Below are 19,672 nucleotides of genomic sequence, written 5' to 3' on the forward strand. Positions count from 1 at the left end.
TGTATCAACAAATCCATCCGTGCTTTGCACGAAAATGCGAGTGATCCTATATGTCAACCTTACCAACCAAAAAAGTGAAAAGCGTTTGCCCCTATTGTGGCGTAGGTTGCGGAATCGTACTTGAAGTATTTGAAAATCGCGTAACCAAAGTGACGGGAGATAAAGATCATCCCACTAATTTCGGCAGGCTGTGCACCAAAGGTAACACGTGTGCGCAAGCAATCGCCGAATCTGGACGTTTGGAATATGCTTATAGTCGCTCGAATCGAAACGAAGAGCTAACTAGAAACGGTATTGACGCTGCAATTAAAGAAACTGCAATGCGATTGCGCGCAATCCTCGATGAATATGGACCTGATGCTCTATCCTTCTATGTTTCAGGTCAAATGTCATTGGAAGCACAATACCTCATTAACAAACTTGCCAAAGGATTTGTTCGTACCAATAATATCGAATCCAACTCACGCTTATGTATGGCTAGCGCAGGGAGCGGCTACAAATTATCTCTTGGATCGGATGGTCCTCCCGGCTCTTATCAGGATATGGATCGCACAGATTTGTTTTTCGTCATTGGAGCCAACATGGCTGACTGTCATCCAATTCTTTTCCTTCGGGTCATAGATCGCGTAAAAGCCGGAGCCAAGCTGATTGTCGTTGATCCGCGCCGCAATGCGACTGCTGACAAAGCAAATCTTTTCATGCAAATCAAACCTGGCACAGATCTCGCTTTGCTGAACGGTCTTTTGCATTTACTTGTCAAAAACGGTCATACAGATTCTTCCTTCATCGATGAATTTACCTCTGGTTGGGAAATTATGCCTGATTTTCTGGAAGCATATACGCCTAGTATAGTGTCTGAAATTACAGGCATCCCCGAAGCGGATATCCGTCAAGCGGCATTATGGATCGGCGAATCGCCCGAGTGGATTAGCTGTTGGACAATGGGCCTCAATCAAAGCACACATGGTACGTGGCATACGAATGCCATCTGTAATCTGCATCTGGTCACCGGCAAAATTTGCCGCCCTGGCAGCGGCCCCTTCTCGCTCACCGGACAACCGAACGCGATGGGCGGTCGAGAGATGGGGTATATGGGACCTGGACTACCTGGGCAACGTTCCGTACTAGTGGAGGCTGAACGAACGTTTATAGAGGATATGTGGGAAGTACCTCGAGGCACCCTTAGAACTGAAATTGGAACCGGCACGGTATCGATGTTTCAAAGTATGCAGGCTGGAGACATCAAAGCGTGTTGGATCATCTGTACGAACCCAGTAGCCACCGTACCTAATCGAAAGAACGTTATCGCCGGCTTACAGAAAGCGGAACTAATTATTACACAGGACGCATTTTTCAATACGGAAACCAATCGATACGCAGATATTTTGCTCCCCGGTGCATTATGGTCAGAGGCCGAGGGAGTCATGATTAACTCCGAGCGGAACTTGACACTTATGCAGAAGGCGGTTGATCCACCCGGTGAAGCGCTCCCTGACTGGCAGATTATCGCCAGAGTTGCTTGTGAAATGGGCTACTCCGCTGCCTTTACTTACACTTCTTCTGTAGAGGTTTACCAAGAAATCCAAAAGGCTTGGAATCCTAAGACAGGCTATGATATCCGAGGTGCTTCTTATGAACGACTTCGTGAAAACCCCATGCAATGGCCCTGTGCGCCAGAAAGCCTCGGTGATCGGAATCCAATCCGATACTTGAACGATGGAATCAGCCAGAAACTGAAGAAAAATAAGGATGGCAGCCTACCACGTATTGTGTTCCCGACTGAAAGTGGCAAGGGAATCTTTCTGGCACGCCCCTATTTACCGCCTGCTGAGATGCCGGACAGTGAATTCCCCTTTATACTGAACACGGGCCGTTTGCAGCATCAATGGCACACCATGACCAAAACAGGCAAAATTCCCATGCTAAACAAGTTAAACCCGGGTCCATTTATCGAAATTCATCCTGAAGATGCCGAGGCGCTCAGCGTAGTCGACCAAGATCGAATCGAAATTCACTCACGGCGAGGCCTAGCTATTCTGCCTGTCGTGATTACCGACAGAGTACGCCCCGGCAATTGCTTTGCTCCGTTTCATTGGAATGATGTTTTCGGTGAGAAACTTGCTATCAACGATGTCACCAACGACGCGATTGACCCTATTTCTTTTCAGCCCGAATTTAAATATTGTGCCGTCTCTCTGAACCGTGTTGCTCCGCATTCTGAAATGATTCCATCCATCGCGCAAGGCGATGCAGTAACCAAACAAAGGGAGGTCGTACACATGGCGCAAATTGATACAATTGCAAGCATGTTGGGTATTCAATCATCCTCTGTGATGACGTTGGAAAGTCATGAAAAAACATATCTTTCAGGATTCATAACGAGTTTGCGTACGGAAGAATCGCGTACATTATCGGGTATTCCGGTACTGCCCCCTACTGCGCCTCTCGAACCGACCAAACGGTATTGGCTTGATGGTTTACTCGCCGGGATGTTCTCGCGTACGTATCTTCCCGACGCAGGTACCATTCCATCGCTTACGACTCCCCTATCATCAGAGAACTCTCCTGCTTCTTCACTGAAGACAGAGAAAGCAAGTAAGCTCCCTGTCACCATTGTTTGGGCCTCGCAAACCGGAAATGCCGAAGGAGCTGCCAATGATTGCGCGAAGAAACTGCAAGATGCCGGTTACGACATTCGACTTGTAAATATGAATGCTTACAGTATTGCTGATTTAACTTCCGAGCGCCATATCCTCTTCATCGCGAGCACATTCGGAGCTGGCGATCCACCCGATAACGGCGAGAATTTCTGGCAGTCGTTGAAGGCAGACAACATGCCGAGATTGCCCAATCTTCGCTACGCTGTTCTTGGTTTCGGAGACACGAATTACGATCTATTCTGCGGATTCGGACGTAATATGGATACACGTTTAGAACAGCTTGGTGCTAGTCGTCTCTTAGGTCGCGTCGATTGCGATACGGATTATGGGGAGCAAGTCGAAACATGGATGACTGCAATTGCGAAAGTTTTAAACGAACCTATTGACAGTTCCGCACCAACACCACTCCCCGTAGTAGACATCGACTTGGGCCCTGTTCCAGAAGCAGTTGCGACGATCGAACTGATAGAAAAGAAGGAATATGATCGAAATCATCCGCTGCTCACAGGTGTCATTGTCAACCGGCGTTTAAATAAAGCAGATTCAGAAAAGGAGACGCGCCATTATGTGTTCGACCTCAAGAACAGCGGCATGCAATATGAGGCAGGAGATGCCTTAGGGGTATGGCCAACCAATTGTCCTGAACTGGTTCAAGAGATTATGGCAGTGGTTCAGTTAGATCCTACCGTTCTAATAAAAGTAAAAGGTCAAGGAGAAATGAAAATTGGAGAAGCCCTGCTCCGACACTTCGAAATTGTCCGTATCACACCGGGGATTCTCCAATTCGTTCAAGAACGTACGCCAAGCAAGATACTCGAACATCTTCTGAAAAGCGAAAATAAATCGGAACTGAAGGACTGGCTCTGGAGCCGCCAACTCGTTGACTTCCTGCATGAGTTCCCAGTTACCATCAACGCAAATGATATTATCCAACTACTCAAACCATTACAGCCGCGTTTATATTCCATTTCCTCTAGCCCGAAAGTGAATCCAGACGAGGTTCATATCACAGTTTCAACCGTGCGCTATTCATTCAACGACAAAACAAGATATGGTGTCTGTTCGGTCTTCCTTGCTGATCGAGCAAAACTTAACTCAGAAGTTCCTATTTTTGTCCAGAAGTCAGCTAATTTTCGTCCTCCAATGAATCCGGAAGTACCTATGATAATGGTCGGACCGGGTACCGGTGTAGGCCCGTTCCGTGGTTTCCTTCAAGAACGTTTGGCAAGCAAGGCAAAAGGAAAGAACTGGCTCATTTTTGGTGAACAGCGTGCCGAGAGTGATTTCTATTTCAGAGATGAGCTTGAGTCTATGCAAAAGGAAGGTTTTCTACACCGTTTGGATACTGCCTTCTCCCGTGATCAACCTGAAAAGATCTATGTGCAACATCGCATGATGGAGCATGGGGCCGAGTTATGGGCATGGCTCAAAGAAGGTGCTCACTTCTATATTTGCGGAGATGCAAGTCAGATGGCCAAAGAGGTCGATGCTGCGCTTAAAAAATTGATTCAGGAACATAGTGGCATGAGCACCGCTGAGGTAGAAAACTATGTGAAAGAAATGGCGAATTCAAAGCGATATGCAAAGGATATCTATTAGTCACAGATCTGATAAACTAAAAAAGCCCGCGATTTACGCGGACTTGATTCGGACAATATTCTATTCATCCGACATCCACCAACTAAACGTCGGTGGCTTTTTTGCTTTCAAATAGGAATTCAGGGAATTCTCCCTATTCTTCTTCTTGCTCTTGCTCCTGCTCTTGCTCAGAAATATTCGCAGAACTAGTAGTTTGAGTTTGTGTTGCTTCCTCATTTGCTGAGGTTGCTGCTTGATTGCTAGCTAATTGAGACTGTGAAACTGCATTGCTAGCTTGATTGTTTGCTTGATTGGATTGTTGAGTAGCCATTATGACTCCTTTTTAAATAGTTATTTGCACTGGAAAAAAGCACATATCTAATATGCACAACAAGCTGCTTTTTTATGACATTTCCTTTTTCACCCCTCTTTAAATGGTAAATCATGGAGATATCGCCTTTTCCAACTTTTCATTCATAAAATCGCTTTGATTTACTACATAATAAAGGTAAAGACATAATGTGAAGGAGAAAGCTATGAGCCGGCAGAAACTTCAAGACAGACTGAAGATGAAGAAAGTTGAGCCAAGTCATGGAGAGCAATTCAACGATCTGCTTCGCTATGTATTCCAGGTGACGAATCATGATCTGCATACTTTCGGCTGGGAAAACCGCGAGATTGCCCAGGCCAAGCTTCCTGTACTGAAGCAGGCCGACGTACTAGGCTGGTTCGATGGCGATAAGCTGATTTCCCAGTTGGCGGTGTACCCGTTCCAGGTTAATATTTTTGGGGAGATCTATGATATGGGCGGCTTAACCGGCGTTGGAACCTACCCAGAATATGCGAATCTTGGATTGATGAGCCAATTGATGCGCACAGCGCTTGCAAATATGCGCGAACGGCAGCAGTCGATCTCTTATCTGTATCCCTATTCGATCCCGTTCTACCGCCGCAAAGGCTGGGAGATCATTTCCGATAAGATCTCATTCGAGGTGAAGGATACGCAGCTGCCGAAGCTGAAGACTGTGGCTGGAAATGTGGAACGGCTCTCGATCGATCACCCGGATATTCGCGATGTGTACCGCCGTTTCGCTCTGAATCGTCATGGTGCAATGCTGCGGAGCGAATTGGCCTGGGAAGAACATTTGCGATGGGATCTGGATGATCTTACCGTAGCGGTCTATTATGACGATAATCAGCAGCCGCAAGGCTACCTGCTCTATTGGATTGCCGAAGAAGTCTTCCATATGAAGGTAATGGTGTATATGCATGGAGAGGCCCGAGCGGCGTTGTGGAATTTCATCAGCGCGCATTTCTCGATGATAACGCGGGTCAAAGGCCATATATACACGACAGAGCCTCTCGCATTCCTACTGGAAGACAGCGATATTAAGGAGACGATCTCACCCTACTATATGGCACGGATAGTCGATATTCACCGCTTCGTGAAGCAGTATCCGTTTCTGCCCCAAACCACGGAATGCCAGTTGACTTTTACCCTGCATGATCCGATGTTGGAGTGGAATCAGGGTAAATTCACGCTGAAGGTGGATGAGCAAGGTAGCGGTCAATTAGTGGAGGGCGGCGGTAATCCGGAGGCAGCCTTCGATATACAGACGCTGACGACGATGCTGATGGGTTATAAACGTCCGGCATATTTGGCGCAGGTAGGCCGCTTCCAAGCACAGCGGGCGACTATTGAGCTGCTCGAGAAGCTGATAGAGCGCAAGATACCGTATTTTGCCGATTACTTCTGATGCTCGCTTAGATCGTGCAAATTAATCTGCTAATCCTTGGCTAAGTGCTAAAATCTGATCTTTTATATTTACATGACTTAATCCCCCGTGATAACAAACGACAGATGCAATGTCAAGGTCTACATATTTTTTCAAAGAAAGACGAGCTGCCATCAGATCCAGTGTGGTAGGAACATGGATTCCCCCAAGAATCCCGTCTGCACTGTACATCGAATCCCCGGCAATGAGAGTCTTACTATGCTCTAAGTAGAGACTGATATGACCGGGAGTATGTCCAGGAGTATGGATAACACGAATTGTGCCGCAAAACGGCAGTTCCTGACCGTCGATCAAGGTTTCATCCACTTTGCCTTTTGGGGGATTCTCAAGGTGTCCGTCTTTGATAAGAGGTATCTCTCCCTGAATATACGGCTTCTCCAGCTCGTGTGCATATACTTTAATATCCTTGCCACGCTCCTTCAGAATCTCAGGAAGACTGCCGATATGATCCACATCCTGGTGCGTCAAAATCACAACTTTTAGTTTGTCGAAGGACACTCCTGCCTTTTCCATGGCTGCGCGTAAATCTTCCATTTGCCCTGGGAATCCGGTGTCTATTAAAACGGCCATTTCTTGATCCCACATAAGAATTGGGTGAATCATATGCCCATGATAATCAAGATGAAGCATTTCTACTCCTTCAGATACTTCCATACGGTTAAACCTCCATAAAATATAATTATTACGTAAAATAATATTATTACGTTAATTTACCCATTGTCAACCTCTTCACGATAAAAAAACCCACAGCAACGGGGCTGAGGGTTCATATAGATCTGTCTTTTTGTGTTTCGTATCAGCAAGTCGTTGGCTCTTCCGTTTTAGCTGCTAACGGGTAAAACTCCTGAATCTGCACGCTGCTCAACGAGAAAATTCGTTTTGCGCGCTTCACGAAGCATCAATAATCCGATTAACAAGGACGCAGCGCCAATAATGATTAATAATGCACTTATCTCCAGACTGTAGGCTGTCAGCGATCCATGCCGAAATGCCATTCCGCGTATTAAGCGGTTAAGCCAATTCATTGGCAGCGCCCATGCGATGACCTGAAAAAACATGGGAAACGCAAGCGGAGTCAACTGAATCCCTGTAGCCAAAAACGATGGATACAACACAAGACTTGTTCGCAAACCCACTTTGGCCTCATCTTTGGCCGTATAACCAATCAATATCCCCATAAGAGACAAGGCAAAAGAATACACCAGCAATGGGAGAATAAAAATATAAGGCTCTGCTTCAAAGCGCATATTGCCTACTTGCTTTAATAGTCCATAGCTTAGAATTAAAGAGAATGTACTCAGAACAGCATAGGGTACGCTGCGAACCCATAGCTGAACAGGCGATACGCCGTTTGCAAGCAGCTTCCCTTCTTTGCGAAGACGCGGCGCAATCGATCCTGCTGCGCTGGTTGTCATCATTAGCACGATTATATTCACAAATCCAAGAACCATAAAGCCTACATAACTTGTCGTCGGATTGAACAGCATCCGCTGCTGAAGTGATAATGGAGATATAAGCCCTTTGGCAGTTTCCGCATCCATCCCATTTTGCCCCAGTCGTGTCATGGAAAGAGTCATATTTTCCGTTGTGATGATCTCTTGAATGGCGGTTCGGATACCCATAAGCCCTGAGGGCATCGTGTTATCCATTAGAATCCCAATATTCGAAGACATGCCTTGCAACTTACGCAGCTCCAGTTGTTCAGGAAGCAGAATGACCGCTACAGCCTGCTCGTTGGCCAGCAAGGTTTCGGGGTCTACGCGGCCCGCGTATACATTTGTGACTTTCATGTATTGGGACGCGTTCATTTTCGAAATCAGTTGCCGCGAATAAGCACTATGGTCCTCGTCAATCACAACAACCGGCGATTTGTTGATTTGGTTTTTCGAAAACATCAACCCAAAAAACAAAGCCGCAATCAGCGGGCCGATAAAGATTGTAAGAAGAAACTTGCTGCTTACTACGTGCTTCCACTCCTCAATCAGCGATTTCATCAAGGTCCACCTCCGCTGTCATACCCGGAAGAAGATCGGCGTTTGCATTCACGGCAATTCTGACAAGAAACATGCTTAAATCAGCTTGCCCTCTCTCTCTCGTCATGCGCAAATTGGCAAATTGAGGGGCAGCCGAGATCGAAGCGACAACGCCATCCACTTGAGCAGATCGCTTCAGATATGGGAAGCGAACCTGAACACTTTTATTGACATCAAGCTTATGAATTTCCCCTTCTTGCACATATAGGTCCGCATAATAGCTAGTCTTTTGCACAACCGCAACCGGCATACCTGGCGCAAGCTGATCTCCTGGCTTTACCATGATTCTGCTAATCAATCCCTCCTCCGGCGAAAGTACGTCCACCTCTGCGCCTTCGGCTGATTTTACATGGAATAGAACATCTCCCTGTTTGACGGAATCGCCTGCCGCTGCGTTGGTTTTAACAATTGTCCCTTTACTTTTATCGTAGACGACCATTTTTTGCTCCGCTTCAAGTACGCCTTGTTTTCTGCTCTCCGCCTGACTAGCGGCATCTTTGCCTTTAGCAGCAAGAAGGACACCTCCTGCAATAACCACGACGGCAATTCCAATAAATAAACCTACTTTAAGTTTCATTGTTCGATCTCTCCCTCTCCCTGAATGCTTTTTCAAAATATGATGTTCGTAATATATTATAATCATCATATTTTAAACCCGTCAATAGCTTCAAGAACAATTGACACGTTTTATTATGATGACTATAATATTTTAAGATCGATTTATAAGTAACGGAGTGATTTCAATGCCCTATCCCGAAGGCCATAAGTTAAAAGTTAGAGGCAAGATCATTGAAAGTGCCGCTCAAGCTTTCCGTACGAATGGGATTCGCGACATAAGTGTCCCTTTCATTATGAAAGGAGCCGGACTGACTCATGGAGGGTTCTACGCGCACTTTGACAACAAAGAGCAACTGGTCGCCGAAGCCTGTCGCTATGCGATTAACGACACGATTTCATTTCTGCAGGATGTCGCTGACCAAGAGAATGCAGCTCCCAAAATCAATGCCGTCATTGATTATTATTTAAGCTCGTATCATCGCGACAGAACAGAAATGGGCTGTATCCTGCCTGCCCTTTCCGGCGAAATTTCCCGGTCCTCCGATGAAGTTCGGCAGGTGTTCACCCATGAGTTGGAGCGAATGATTGACTTTATTTCCAATGTGGCGAAAGTGGACACAGCCATAGGCAGCGTACTGCTTAGTACAATGGTCGGAACTTTAGTGCTGGCACGATCCGTTAATGATAGCAAACTTAGCGATAGTTTTCTCACAGCTGGCAAGCAGCATGCCAAAGAGTTAATTAAGACCTAAACGAAAAAACGTCACCTCCCTTTTACAGGAAGTGACGTTATATGGCGTTATCTTTTGGAGATCGTATCCCAGTCGGTTGCGGTGAAATTTCCCATATGCCAGAGCGAAATGCCTTTAAGATGATAAACTTTGGCGAGCCAGATTTTTTTGGCGATACTTTGCGTGTCTTCATAATAGATTTCGTTCGCAGTGCCGCTATCCTGATAATGAATCAGCTTCAGGAAATACGGCAGGCTCCAGGTTAGGGAAACATTCGGAGCCGTGAGGCGTTTTTCCACTAGATCAATGCTCGGACCTGCGGTCGTCGTCTGACCATTCGTTGTGATCCACTGGTTCGCCTGCTTGGAAATGCCGAGCACTAGCTTGCTGGCTGGCACTCCCTGCTTGAGCGCCCTCTCCACCCCATCCCTGACGAGCGGCAGCGGAGCAGAAGGAAGTTTCGAGTCATCATGTGTAAAATCGTACGCCATGAGGTTAAGGGTGTCGGCCGTTTCGCTGAGACCTTTTAAATCATAGCCTTTATAATAATAATCAGTTGGAACGGAAACAGCGAGGGTCTTACTCCCTATGGCCGCTTTCACGTCTCTAACAAATTGCAAGTAATTCGGCGCGTCTGACGCATTCATCAATCCTTCAAAATCCAAGGAAACGCCGGAAAATCCAAAAGCCGGATCGCCAAGTTGAGTGACAAGCTGGCCAATAAACGCCTTCTGCGCTGGTACATCTCGCAAAAATACTGACAGTTTCTTGCCATCGTCGTAAAAAACCATCAGGTCTTTATGAACATGTGCCTGGTCCGCCGACTTTACCACATCCGTATACCCCTCCGGAATTTTGTAAGTGGTCGTATCCGTACCCAGTTTTGCCGTACCCTCCGTATCGTATTCGAGATGGGACCAGCCCATCGCGACATTGTCGACGAGAGGCATTCGGCCGATGGCAGGGCTCGATTTGATTGCGTAAAATCCAGTAACCTCCAATTTATTCGCAGCTGCTTCGATATCGATGAGGCGGTTGATCACGGCGGCTGCTTCGCTTCGGATCAATCCGCTTTTCGGACGGAAACCTTGGTTATCACCTTCCATGACGGTCCGGTTTACCGTATAAAACACATACGGAGCCAGATTAGCACTAATTTTGGAGCTGTCGGCAAACACTCGTTCGTCCCGCTCCTTCGACCAATCTCCTGATGTCCACTGAGAGCCGGCCGTTCCTGCTTTCCCCAATAAATACTTACCGACGACGGCGGCTACTTCTTCACGTGTAATCGGCTGCTCGGGCTTCAATTCACCCGCTTCGTTCACCATAAAATCAATCCATTGGCGCTCCGAAGCGGCCGCTATGTATGGAGATGACCAACGGCCGATCGCGTCCGTAGGCACGATCCCCGAAGTCTGGGAAATGTCCAGCTTAGCCGTAGCGACCAAGAGCTTGATGAAGGCTTCCCGCGACAACGCTTCTTGCGAATGATAACGGGAATCCGGGTACCCCTCAATAATACCGAGCGCCGATAACGTATATACGTAATCTTTTTCCCAGGCTTGGTCCGCCACATCCTTATATGTGACCATTGGGACATCGTAGGCATACGTGTTACCAGCTGTTGCGAACAGGAACACAACGGCAAATCCAACCATTTTCTTGTACATGTTTTTCTCCTTCTCTGAGTCGTTAACTCTATTAAACGTGCAAAAGAGTAAAAAGTTGCTAGAAGATATCATTCTTATAGGTCGATGTATGTGTCTATAGACTAATTAATGAGTATTAATTTTTATTTTTATTTTTCGGAAATACACCCCTTTTTTTACCAGATGTGGTAAAGTGGAAAATGAAAGTATAAGCGGTTTAATTTTAAGAAAGGAGGATTCCGTTGTTAGTCATAACCATCCCCTGCTGTCATTCCAAAAACTAAAAAGGAAGTGCATTTATGATTACACGAAGCAAAATTATCGCTTTAAGTCTCAGCATTTGTTTGCTACTCACTTTATTGCCTATATCAGGCTTCGCCCAGACAGAGGTTGAGGCAGTAACTGCGGCCGGCGTTGTTCCGAATCCGTGGAAGCAACAAAATATCGGTTCGCCTGCATTGACAGGCACCGCTTCTTACGATCTGGGCACGGACCAATTTTCAGCAAGCGGCGCAGGCACGGACATTTGGGGTAAATCGGATCAGTTCAATTATGTGTATCAACCTTGGACGGGAGACGGCGCCATTATTGCTCTTGTCTCTTCTCAAACAAACTCGAACGATTTCGCCAAGGCAGGCATCATGATAAGGGAAACGCTCAAAGCTGATTCCAAGCATGTGGATTTACTATTGACTCCTACCAACGGATTCACCTTTCAGTACCGGACAGAAACAGGCGGAACTTCCCAAAGCGTAAAAATTGCTTCGACGAGCCCAGCTTGGGTGAAGCTGGAACGCAAAGGCAGCGTCATCAAAGGATATGTGTCCAACAACGGTTTGAACTGGGGCGATTTGGGCAACTTGACTTTGAACATGAGTGCCTCGCTCTATGTAGGATTGGCTGTCACCAGCCATGATGCTTCTAAGTTAAGCACAGCCACTTTTGACAAAGTGAAAGTAAACGCTACCGGTGATGTATTCCCCCCAACCGAACCAACCAACTTGCAGGCAAACAGTGTAACGAATACAACGGCTAACATATCCTGGACCGCATCGTTGGACGATGTTGGCGTGAAAGGCTATGACGTGTACAAAGACAATGTACTGACGCAAGCGAATGTAACGAACACTTCCTATACCTTTACCGGCTTGACGCCAGATACCACTTATACGATTACTGTGAAAGCCAAAGATGCGGCGGGGAATATTTCCAATGCCAGCAAGCCACTAACGGTGAAAACGACCAATCAAGCCGATACAGAGAGCCCGATTGCCCCGACCAATCTTGCAAGCTCAAGCAAAACATCCTCGTCAGTTAATTTGACCTGGACGGCCTCAACAGACAATGTAAGCGTTTATGAGTACGACATCTATACAAATGGCATACTAGCCGGCAGCACGCCTGCTACATCCTTCAATGTGACAGGTCTTACGGCAAATACCTCATACAATTTCACTGTAAAAGCAAGGGATTTAGCAGGAAATATATCCGTGGCAAGCAAAGCGTTGTCTGTCAAAACTAACCCTGCCTCTTCCGATCCTTATACGCCAGAAGTTGTCGCAAGCAATCTGGAAACGCCATGGGCGATCGCTTTTGCACCGGATGGACGAATTTTCTTCACGGAACGCAACAGCGGCAGAATTCGTGTCGTTGTGAACGGGCAATTGAAATCAACGCCAGTCATTACTCTGGGCTCTCCTTTTTATTACATGCCTAAGAGCGAAGGCGGACTATTGGGGCTAGCGCTCGATCCCGATTTTGCTACCAATCATTACATGTATATTTACCATTCCTACAAAACCTCCGACAATAAAGTCGCTAATCGGGTCGTTCGCCTTATAGAAAATAACAACACAGCTACACTTGACAAGGTTCTTATGACTGATCTTCCAGGTGCGGTCTACCATAACGGCGGCCGTTTGAAAATTGGCCCTGACAAGAAACTGTATTTCAGTGACGGCAACTACGGTAACAAAGACGATACATTAACTTTCCTTGGAGGAAAAACGTTCCGCTTAAATTTGGATGGAACGATTCCAAGCGACAATCCGTTTGGTGCCTCATCTCCGATCTATAGCAGAGGTCACCGGAATCCTCAAGGATTAGCCTGGCAGCCTGGCACGAACCGTCTATTTGAGTCAGAGCATGGCGAGGCCTCCCATGATGAGATCAACTTCATTGAACCTGGCAACAATTATGGTTGGCCCAAATATGAGGGCGATGATCAGAATCACGCAGGCATTACACCACCGCTTATTTATGCCAATGGCACAACCTGGGCGCCCTCTGGCATCACGTTTGTAACCAAAGGGCCATGGGCGGGGAATCTGCTTGTCGCCAATTTAAAAGGCAAACAGATCATTCGCATGGTGATTGGACAGCAGAACGGCAAGCCGACGATCGACAGCAATAATCTCAATTATTTGTATGTAAATAAATACGGCCGCATCCGTGATATTGTCGAAGCGCCGGACGGTTCGCTTTATTTCGTTACCAGCAACAATGGCGATAAAAACGGTGACGGCACGCCGGATAAACTGATTCGATTGGCTCCAAACTTCTAACCAAGAGCGCCTCCTTGATGGTATTGGGTTTCTAACCCATGCACAAACCATCATACCGAGGCGCTCCTTTTTCGGTTGAAGAAAATTTTTATAATTTCAGAGTAAATGAAACACAAATGGAGGATATTAAGTCCAGAGGAAATTACATGTAAAAGGCGAGATGAGAGATGAACACCTCGACAAGGGAAGCAAAACTAGCCTATATTGATCAAGTTTTTGAGCATAGTTCTGATTTTATAAATAAGGAAGCCTATATTTATCAAGCCCAGATCCAAGTATGCTATCTCGGGACACTCGTTCATTATGAAGATACTTATGACACATTAGTAGCCAGGTTGGCACATTTGGATGTTAAGGATAACCTGATCGATCAGATCGCCTTATCCCCTTCAACAAGGGTGAATGTCCCCTTAACCGAGCTCGTGAATTCCATCTTACAAGGCATGCTGATTATTTTCCCCCAAGAAGGTTACGAAAACATTGTGATGGAGCCCTCTTCGATCAACAGCAGTCGAAGTATTGTGGAAGCTCAAACGGAAAATCCGATTCAGACATCATTAGATGCCTTTACGGAAGACATGTATGCCAATATAAGTCTCATTCGCAGAAAAATGAGGGTCAAAGATTTATACGTCCAGACTTACACTCTTGGGGCACAACTCCCTCGTGAAGTGGCTATCCTCTATGTGGAAGGGCAAGCCGATCCGAAAGTCGTTCAACTCATCCAAAACTGTTTGAATGAAAACGCCAGCATGGATATTTCCGATGTGCAAGGACTGATGAAAGCTCTTAAACAGCCTAGTTACAGTATTGTTCCTACTTATCTAACTTCTGAGCTTCCTTCCACAACCAAACACAATTTGATGGACGGCCGCGTGGTCATCTTCTTGGATCATTTTCCATTCTCACTTTCATTTCCCTCGATTATATCGGACTTTTGGGATGTAAAAACGGACAAAGATCAACCCACCTTGTATATGTATTTATACAGGATTGTTCGTATCTTGAGTTTAATCATCGCTATTACGATGCCAGGTTTATATGTGGTTCTCAATTCTGTCAACCCTGAACTTTTGCGTATCCAGTTGGCTGTATCGATCACAAACTCAAGAGAAGGCGTTCCCTATCCTGTTCTTGTTGAATTGTTGATGATGCTGTTCATCATTGAAATGGTCATCGAAGCGAGTATTCGTCTTCCCAAAAGTATCGGCCCTACCATTACGATGGTCGGAGGTATTATTCTGGGACAAGCTGTCGTTCAAGCCAGGTTAGTCAGTTACTTTCTTATTATTGTCGTAGCCGGCTCGACGATAGCGCATTTTACGATGGGCACGTATATGAACACAGTCTCCATTCGGCTGTACAAATATGTCGTAATCTTGTTTTGTGCTTTGTATGGCATCCTGGGTCTTATGTCGTCCATCGCCTTATTTTGTTTTTACCTTGGTACGATTACAACGTTTGAGGTGCCTTACTTGAGTCTCTCCACTAGAAGAGGGAAATCCAAATGAGCAATAGAGCCCTATTAACGATGTTTGTAATCGCTCACCTCTCGTTGTATTTTTATATTTATCCTGTCAAAATGATTGAAGCAACGTCCACTGGACATTGGGAGCCTATTCTTGTTGGTTTTCTTATTGAATTGTGTTGTGTATGGGTATATGTGAAAGGACTCTCTGCTTTTCCGGGCAAGGATATTGTGGATATCTGTAAAATGGTAGCAGGGAATTGGATCGCGCGCCTTCTGCTTATTCCTTTGCTGGCCTTTTTATTTTTGAATTCCAACATTACCCACAGCTATGAGATGGAATCAATCAGTATCCTTTTACTGCCTAATACCCCAACGTATTTCATTGTATTACTCTATGTCATTCCCCTTTACATTGCATGGAAAGGCTACGAAGCAATATCAAGGGGAGGGATCTTGTTGTTCATCTGTGTGCTTCCTTTGATTATATTCTCATTGATAAGCTCGATGAGTAATTTCGATTTCGATAACATCTTTCCCCTCTATGATACTCGGTCGAATTTCTTCAAGAGGCCGATGTTTTATTCTGCTTTTTTTGTGCATGCCGCTTTCTTATTCTTAGGCATGGTTAAGATGCGGCACAAATTGCCGATGCGTCAAGTCACTCCTATTATAGGAATCCTTTTTATGTTTGCCCTATTCTCTGTTTATGTGCCTATGCTCATTTTCGGACAGGAATCGATTATCTATTTTCGCTATCCGAATGTGTTGACATCAGATACGGTTGACAGTGAGTGGGTTGTATTCGATTGGCTCCCTACTTTCTTCGTTATTGCGATGATCGCGATCGCGATGATAGAAGCGGCAGTGACTTTCTGGATGATGGCAACGCTGATCGAAAAGCTATTTTTAAGAAAAAAACGGGGGATAGCTGTCCTCATCGTTGGCATATTATCTTATATCTTCAGCTGTTATTTGGATAATATTGACACATTGGAGAAATTTACTATCGTGAGTACCCTCCTCTGCTTCTACAGCATTATTGGTATACCGCTTGCCGTCATTCTCATGAGTCTGAGGTATAGGAGGAATCCTGCTTGATCCGTCGCTCATTCCTATCGATTATGCTTCTGCTGTGCACCTTAAGCGCGCTCCTTACAGGTTGTTGGGACACGAAAGATATTAATAAGCGACTCATGCCCGTTGTTATGGGAATATGCAAGGAGAAAAATCAGGAATACCAAATTATCTTGCAAATCCCTAGTCCTCAAAAGCAAGGCTCTCAATATATGGAGAGCAGTTCCGCGACAATCACCAATGCGATTGACAACATTCGAACCAAATCAGAAAAAAGCATCGACCTTCTACATATCCGACTGTTTCTTGTCTGTGAGAAAACGGCAAGAGAAGATCTTGGCGATATCATCGATTACGCGGTACAGGCAAACGATATTTCGATTAAAGGGCTGCTGGCGATTGTTAGAGGGAACTTCAATGAAGTTATCCATCATCAAATAAATGCGAATCCAGAGCTTTCTTCTTATGATTTCTTCAGTGAACAGGCTGGCTGGACACCCGAAACGACGATCACACGCTTATGGGAAGCATACCGGGATATTAAGTCATACACGCAAGACATGTCGATTCCGATTCTCACCAAAGGAACGGATACGCTGTATCAGTTTGAAGGATCCGCCATCGTCCGTGTAAATAAAATGGTAGGTGAAATTTCTTCTGATGAAGTATTGATTTACAATGTATTCCAGGAAAAGTATACCGGAGGCACCATTGAGGTTGCCGACCAAAGCAGTGTTAAGATCAAAAAAGCAACTATTAAACACTCCGTTAAATGGACGGCATCAGGACCTGAATTAAAGAGCCGTATTCTGTTGAAAGTGGAGATTTTAGAGAATAAAAATGAAGAATCCGAAGAACAGATTGCATCGAAGCTCAAAGAAATCATTGAGAAAAGAGCCGATAAATTACTAGCTGAGCTTAAAAATGATCGGGCGGATGCCCTTGGCATCGGGCAGCTCTTTCGAAGAAAGATGAACGAGGAACAAATTAAAAATTGGAAACAACATTGGTATTTGAATATGGAGCATGACATTACCGCAGAAGTTACTATACTTAATAGTATTTATTTAAAGTCTCCGAATAAAATCAAGAAACCAGTGTCTTAAAAGTTCAATAAACAAGCTGGCGCCGTGACTCTAACGGTTTCAGCTTGTTTATTGTTGAATCAACTTGTTTGTTCCGAGATCGCCTCAAAATATTCTAAAACGACCTCGCGGAACTCCTGAGCAGCCCGCGAAATGTACCGGCTTTTGTGCCGCAATAAAGCAATCTCTCTTACCAATTCTTGTTCTTCAACTTGGAGATAATGGATCTGTTCCCGCGCATTCATTGCCGTGCTAGGTATGAAGGCAATGCCAATTCCGGCTTCCACGAGAGCGCTTAGCCGGGTTGGCTCATTTCCCTCATACACATATTTAGGTACAAATCCTGCCGAGCTGCAGACAGAGTCTACTAAGTCGCGAGTCGTATAACCTCTTTTTACACCGACAAATCTTTCGTCCTTAAGTTCTGTTAAGGATACGCTGCTTCGGTCTGCCAGCTGATGCCCCAATGGAACAGCTACAAGGATGGGGTCGATGAACACAGTTTGACATTCAATATCATCCCCATGTAGAGGGGGCGAGGACAAGCAGTAGTCAACCTCTCCCCGGTGAAGAAGCGTCACCATTTCCTGTGTGGTCAGCATTTGCACATGAAACTGGATTTGGGGATGCTTTTTCTGAAATTCTCGAAGAATATTGGGCAGCGTACTTGCATTGGTCACTGCCAATTCAATTGTGCCATGTTCTGGGCTGGATAGATCGCTAAGCTCCTGCTTTCCCTGTTCCAATTCAAACAAAGCCCTTTCTGCACGATGGAGGAATCGGCTTCCGAACGCATTCAAGCGCAGCTTCCTCCCTGTTCGATCAAATAGTGGAACCCCTAGATCCTCTTCGAGGCGTTGAATCGTTTTACTAAGCGACGATTGAGTAACGTGCAGACTTCGCGCCGCTTCGGTCACATGCTCCAATCGAGCTACCGCGAGAAAATATTGCAATTGAAGAAGCTCCAATTCGTACCCTCCTTTCATTCCCTCAAGTCAATGAGATCATAACATAAAATGCGTTGGAGTAAATATCGGATTTCCATTACGATATCATTAATACACTTAGGGGGAAAGCAAAAATGAATACTCGCAATAGGTGGTTGATGATTTCGGTTGGACTGGGGATGCTCTTGAACCCCTTAAATTCTTCGATGGTTTCTGTGGCTATTCCAAGACTGCAAAATGCGTTCCATCTTGACTTTACAGTTGTTTCATGGATTATTTTTTCCTTCTATATTGCAAGTGCTATCTCTAATCCTGTCATGGGAAAAGCCAGCGATTTATTCGGACGCAAGAAGATCTTTCTTATCGGGCTTGTAGTAGCCTTCGTTTCATCCATATTAGCTCCGCTATCACCAAACTTTGGTTGGCTCATTGTGTTCCGCATTGTGCAATCTATTGGGACCAGCATGATGCTTTCAGTTGGAATGGCGATTATTCGCATTCATATTACGGAGAAACAAGCGACTGCGCTATCCGTTCTGACCATCTTCCAATCGGGTGCGGCAGCCATTGGCCCCTTTATTGGCGGGATTTTGATTCATTGGTGGGACTGGTCCGCTATCTTTTTCGTCAATATTCCGTTCGTGGTCGTAAGCTTTCTACTCTGTTGGAGGACTATTCCTAAGGACGAAACGCCATCATCCGTTGCACGCGGCATGTCCTTTCGCCAATGGTTGGCTCTGATTGATGCGTCAGGAATCATTCTCTTCACCGTGGGACTCATTGCCCTGCTTGTTGGACTGCTTTCGGTAAAATCATCTGGGAGTATCTCATTCATGAATGTTATTGTCGGGCTAATAGGCCTCGTTGCCTTGGGGGCTTTCGTACGTCATGAATTGCAAACAAAGTCACCCTTCATTCCTTTGCGGACATTCGCCAAATATCCAGCTTTAACTTGGGTTAATGTCCAATTTATGGTCGTGAACGCACTTTTTTACGCGCTCTTTTTCGGGATTCCGTCCTACTTGCAAACAGTACGTCATGTCAGTGAATTCCATACCGGCATTCTGATGTTAAGCTTAGGCTTGTGCTCGCTCATTGCTTCTCCGCTAGCAGGACGATGGATCGATAAATCAGGACCTAGGCCGGCATTGCTCGTGTCCGCAATCCTGATGACACTCGGGTCCGTGTGGATCGTAACATGGAATCAAACTTCGCCGGTTATCAGCGTATGTTTGGCATTAGCTGCCTTCGGTATCAGCAATGGGTTGAACAGTGTCGGCATGCAGGCGGCCTTGTTCAAAAGCTCTCCCAAAGAAATAATCGGTGTAGCGTCCGGTTTATTTAGCACCTCAAGAAACCTGGGAGCCATTCTCTCTTCATTGCTCATAAGCATCGTAATGGGAGGTACGTTCAGCTTCGCGGGATTTCGAGAACTTGGAATTATCCTCACGATCATTGCCTTATCCTTGGTACTTATGAGTTGGAGGCGCCGGGAGTCAGAGGAATTGCAAGAAACAGCCGTTTAG

At 45.6% G+C, this 19,672-nt stretch carries 14 protein-coding genes; 8 read left to right on the top strand and 6 right to left on the bottom strand.

The window, feature by feature from the left end; all coding sequences use genetic code 11:
- The first annotated feature begins 50 nt into the window (after nt 1-50).
- The gene (locus HQN90_RS07790) at nt 51-4,259 is read left to right on the top strand and encodes a bifunctional nitrate reductase/sulfite reductase flavoprotein subunit alpha (protein ID WP_173217212.1); all 4,209 of its coding nucleotides are present in this window, start codon (nt 51-53) and stop codon (nt 4,257-4,259) included.
- A gap of 133 nt (nt 4,260-4,392) precedes the next feature.
- On the opposite strand, the gene HQN90_RS07795 is transcribed toward HQN90_RS07790, so the two are convergent.
- Nucleotides 4,393-4,569 (bottom strand): hypothetical protein, encoded by a 177-nt coding sequence (locus HQN90_RS07795; RefSeq protein ID WP_173217213.1) that lies wholly within the window; start codon nt 4,567-4,569, stop codon nt 4,393-4,395.
- Nucleotides 4,570-4,774: 205 nt separating this feature from the next.
- Here HQN90_RS07795 and HQN90_RS07800 point away from each other — a divergent pair, with 205 nt between their 5' ends.
- Nucleotides 4,775-5,995 (top strand): GNAT family N-acetyltransferase, encoded by a 1,221-nt coding sequence (locus HQN90_RS07800; protein ID WP_173217214.1) that lies wholly within the window; start codon nt 4,775-4,777, stop codon nt 5,993-5,995.
- Nucleotides 5,996-6,016: 21 nt separating this feature from the next.
- On the opposite strand, the gene HQN90_RS07805 is transcribed toward HQN90_RS07800, so the two are convergent.
- The 3 genes from HQN90_RS07805 to HQN90_RS07815 form a co-directional block, all read right to left on the bottom strand.
- Nucleotides 6,017-6,688 carry an MBL fold metallo-hydrolase gene (locus HQN90_RS07805; RefSeq protein ID WP_173217215.1) on the bottom strand — a complete coding sequence of 224 codons (672 nt, stop codon included), beginning with the start codon at nt 6,686-6,688 and terminating at the stop codon, nt 6,017-6,019.
- A gap of 167 nt (nt 6,689-6,855) precedes the next feature.
- Entirely contained in the window at nt 6,856-8,028 is a 1,173-nt protein-coding gene (locus HQN90_RS07810; RefSeq protein WP_173217216.1) for an ABC transporter permease, read from the bottom strand.
- Nucleotides 8,012-8,644, bottom strand: coding sequence for a biotin/lipoyl-containing protein (locus tag HQN90_RS07815; RefSeq protein ID WP_173217217.1), 633 nt, complete (start codon nt 8,642-8,644; stop codon nt 8,012-8,014). The genes HQN90_RS07810 and HQN90_RS07815 overlap by 17 nt, the downstream gene beginning before the upstream one ends.
- A 166-nt stretch (nt 8,645-8,810) precedes the next feature.
- Between HQN90_RS07815 and HQN90_RS07820 the strand changes: the two genes are divergently transcribed.
- Nucleotides 8,811-9,377: a TetR/AcrR family transcriptional regulator gene (locus HQN90_RS07820; protein ID WP_173217218.1), complete on the top strand. Its 567-nt coding sequence runs from the start codon at nt 8,811-8,813 to the stop codon at nt 9,375-9,377.
- Nucleotides 9,378-9,424: 47 nt separating this feature from the next.
- Here HQN90_RS07820 and HQN90_RS07825 read toward each other — a convergent pair whose 3' ends face one another.
- Complete coding sequence (locus HQN90_RS07825) at nt 9,425-11,026, bottom strand: glycosyl hydrolase family 18 protein (protein ID WP_173217219.1); 1,602 nt, start codon at nt 11,024-11,026, stop codon at nt 9,425-9,427.
- A gap of 278 nt (nt 11,027-11,304) precedes the next feature.
- Between HQN90_RS07825 and HQN90_RS07830 the strand changes: the two genes are divergently transcribed.
- The 4 genes from HQN90_RS07830 (at nt 11,305) to HQN90_RS07845 (ending at nt 17,220) form a co-directional block, all read left to right on the top strand.
- A complete protein-coding gene (locus tag HQN90_RS07830; protein WP_173217220.1) occupies nt 11,305-13,569 on the top strand; it encodes a PQQ-dependent sugar dehydrogenase in 2,265 nt (754 codons plus the stop codon).
- 167 nt (nt 13,570-13,736) lie between these two features.
- Nucleotides 13,737-15,080 (top strand): spore germination protein, encoded by a 1,344-nt coding sequence (locus HQN90_RS07835; protein ID WP_173217221.1) that lies wholly within the window; start codon nt 13,737-13,739, stop codon nt 15,078-15,080.
- Nucleotides 15,077-16,138: a GerAB/ArcD/ProY family transporter gene (locus tag HQN90_RS07840; RefSeq protein WP_173217222.1), complete on the top strand. Its 1,062-nt coding sequence runs from the start codon at nt 15,077-15,079 to the stop codon at nt 16,136-16,138. The genes HQN90_RS07835 and HQN90_RS07840 overlap by 4 nt, the downstream gene beginning before the upstream one ends.
- A complete protein-coding gene (locus HQN90_RS07845; RefSeq protein ID WP_173217223.1) occupies nt 16,135-17,220 on the top strand; it encodes a Ger(x)C family spore germination protein in 1,086 nt (361 codons plus the stop codon). Before HQN90_RS07840 ends, HQN90_RS07845 begins: the two co-directional genes overlap by 4 nt.
- A gap of 59 nt (nt 17,221-17,279) precedes the next feature.
- On the opposite strand, the gene HQN90_RS07850 is transcribed toward HQN90_RS07845, so the two are convergent.
- Nucleotides 17,280-18,167: a LysR family transcriptional regulator gene (locus HQN90_RS07850; protein ID WP_173217224.1), complete on the bottom strand. Its 888-nt coding sequence runs from the start codon at nt 18,165-18,167 to the stop codon at nt 17,280-17,282.
- A gap of 113 nt (nt 18,168-18,280) precedes the next feature.
- Between HQN90_RS07850 and HQN90_RS07855 the strand changes: the two genes are divergently transcribed.
- Nucleotides 18,281-19,672: an MFS transporter gene (locus HQN90_RS07855; protein ID WP_173217225.1), complete on the top strand. Its 1,392-nt coding sequence runs from the start codon at nt 18,281-18,283 to the stop codon at nt 19,670-19,672.

The sequence above is a fragment of the Paenibacillus alba genome (assembly GCF_013204855.1).
In the GTDB taxonomy this organism is placed as follows: domain Bacteria; phylum Bacillota; class Bacilli; order Paenibacillales; family NBRC-103111; genus Paenibacillus_E; species Paenibacillus_E alba.

Excerpts from the sequence above, each read along its gene's own strand:
- HQN90_RS07790 (WP_173217212.1), top strand. The coding sequence starts at position 51 with ATGTCAACCTTACCAACCAAAAAAGTGAAAAGCGTTTGCCCCTATTGT.
- HQN90_RS07795 (WP_173217213.1), bottom strand. The coding sequence starts at position 4,569 with ATGGCTACTCAACAATCCAATCAAGCAAACAATCAAGCTAGCAATGCA.
- HQN90_RS07800 (WP_173217214.1), top strand. The coding sequence starts at position 4,775 with ATGAGCCGGCAGAAACTTCAAGACAGACTGAAGATGAAGAAAGTTGAG.
- HQN90_RS07805 (WP_173217215.1), bottom strand. The coding sequence starts at position 6,688 with ATGGAAGTATCTGAAGGAGTAGAAATGCTTCATCTTGATTATCATGGG.
- HQN90_RS07810 (WP_173217216.1), bottom strand. The coding sequence starts at position 8,028 with ATGAAATCGCTGATTGAGGAGTGGAAGCACGTAGTAAGCAGCAAGTTT.
- HQN90_RS07815 (WP_173217217.1), bottom strand. The coding sequence starts at position 8,644 with ATGAAACTTAAAGTAGGTTTATTTATTGGAATTGCCGTCGTGGTTATT.
- HQN90_RS07820 (WP_173217218.1), top strand. The coding sequence starts at position 8,811 with ATGCCCTATCCCGAAGGCCATAAGTTAAAAGTTAGAGGCAAGATCATT.
- HQN90_RS07825 (WP_173217219.1), bottom strand. The coding sequence starts at position 11,026 with ATGTACAAGAAAATGGTTGGATTTGCCGTTGTGTTCCTGTTCGCAACA.
- HQN90_RS07830 (WP_173217220.1), top strand. The coding sequence starts at position 11,305 with ATGATTACACGAAGCAAAATTATCGCTTTAAGTCTCAGCATTTGTTTG.
- HQN90_RS07835 (WP_173217221.1), top strand. The coding sequence starts at position 13,737 with ATGAACACCTCGACAAGGGAAGCAAAACTAGCCTATATTGATCAAGTT.
- HQN90_RS07840 (WP_173217222.1), top strand. The coding sequence starts at position 15,077 with ATGAGCAATAGAGCCCTATTAACGATGTTTGTAATCGCTCACCTCTCG.
- HQN90_RS07855 (WP_173217225.1), top strand. The coding sequence starts at position 18,281 with ATGAATACTCGCAATAGGTGGTTGATGATTTCGGTTGGACTGGGGATG.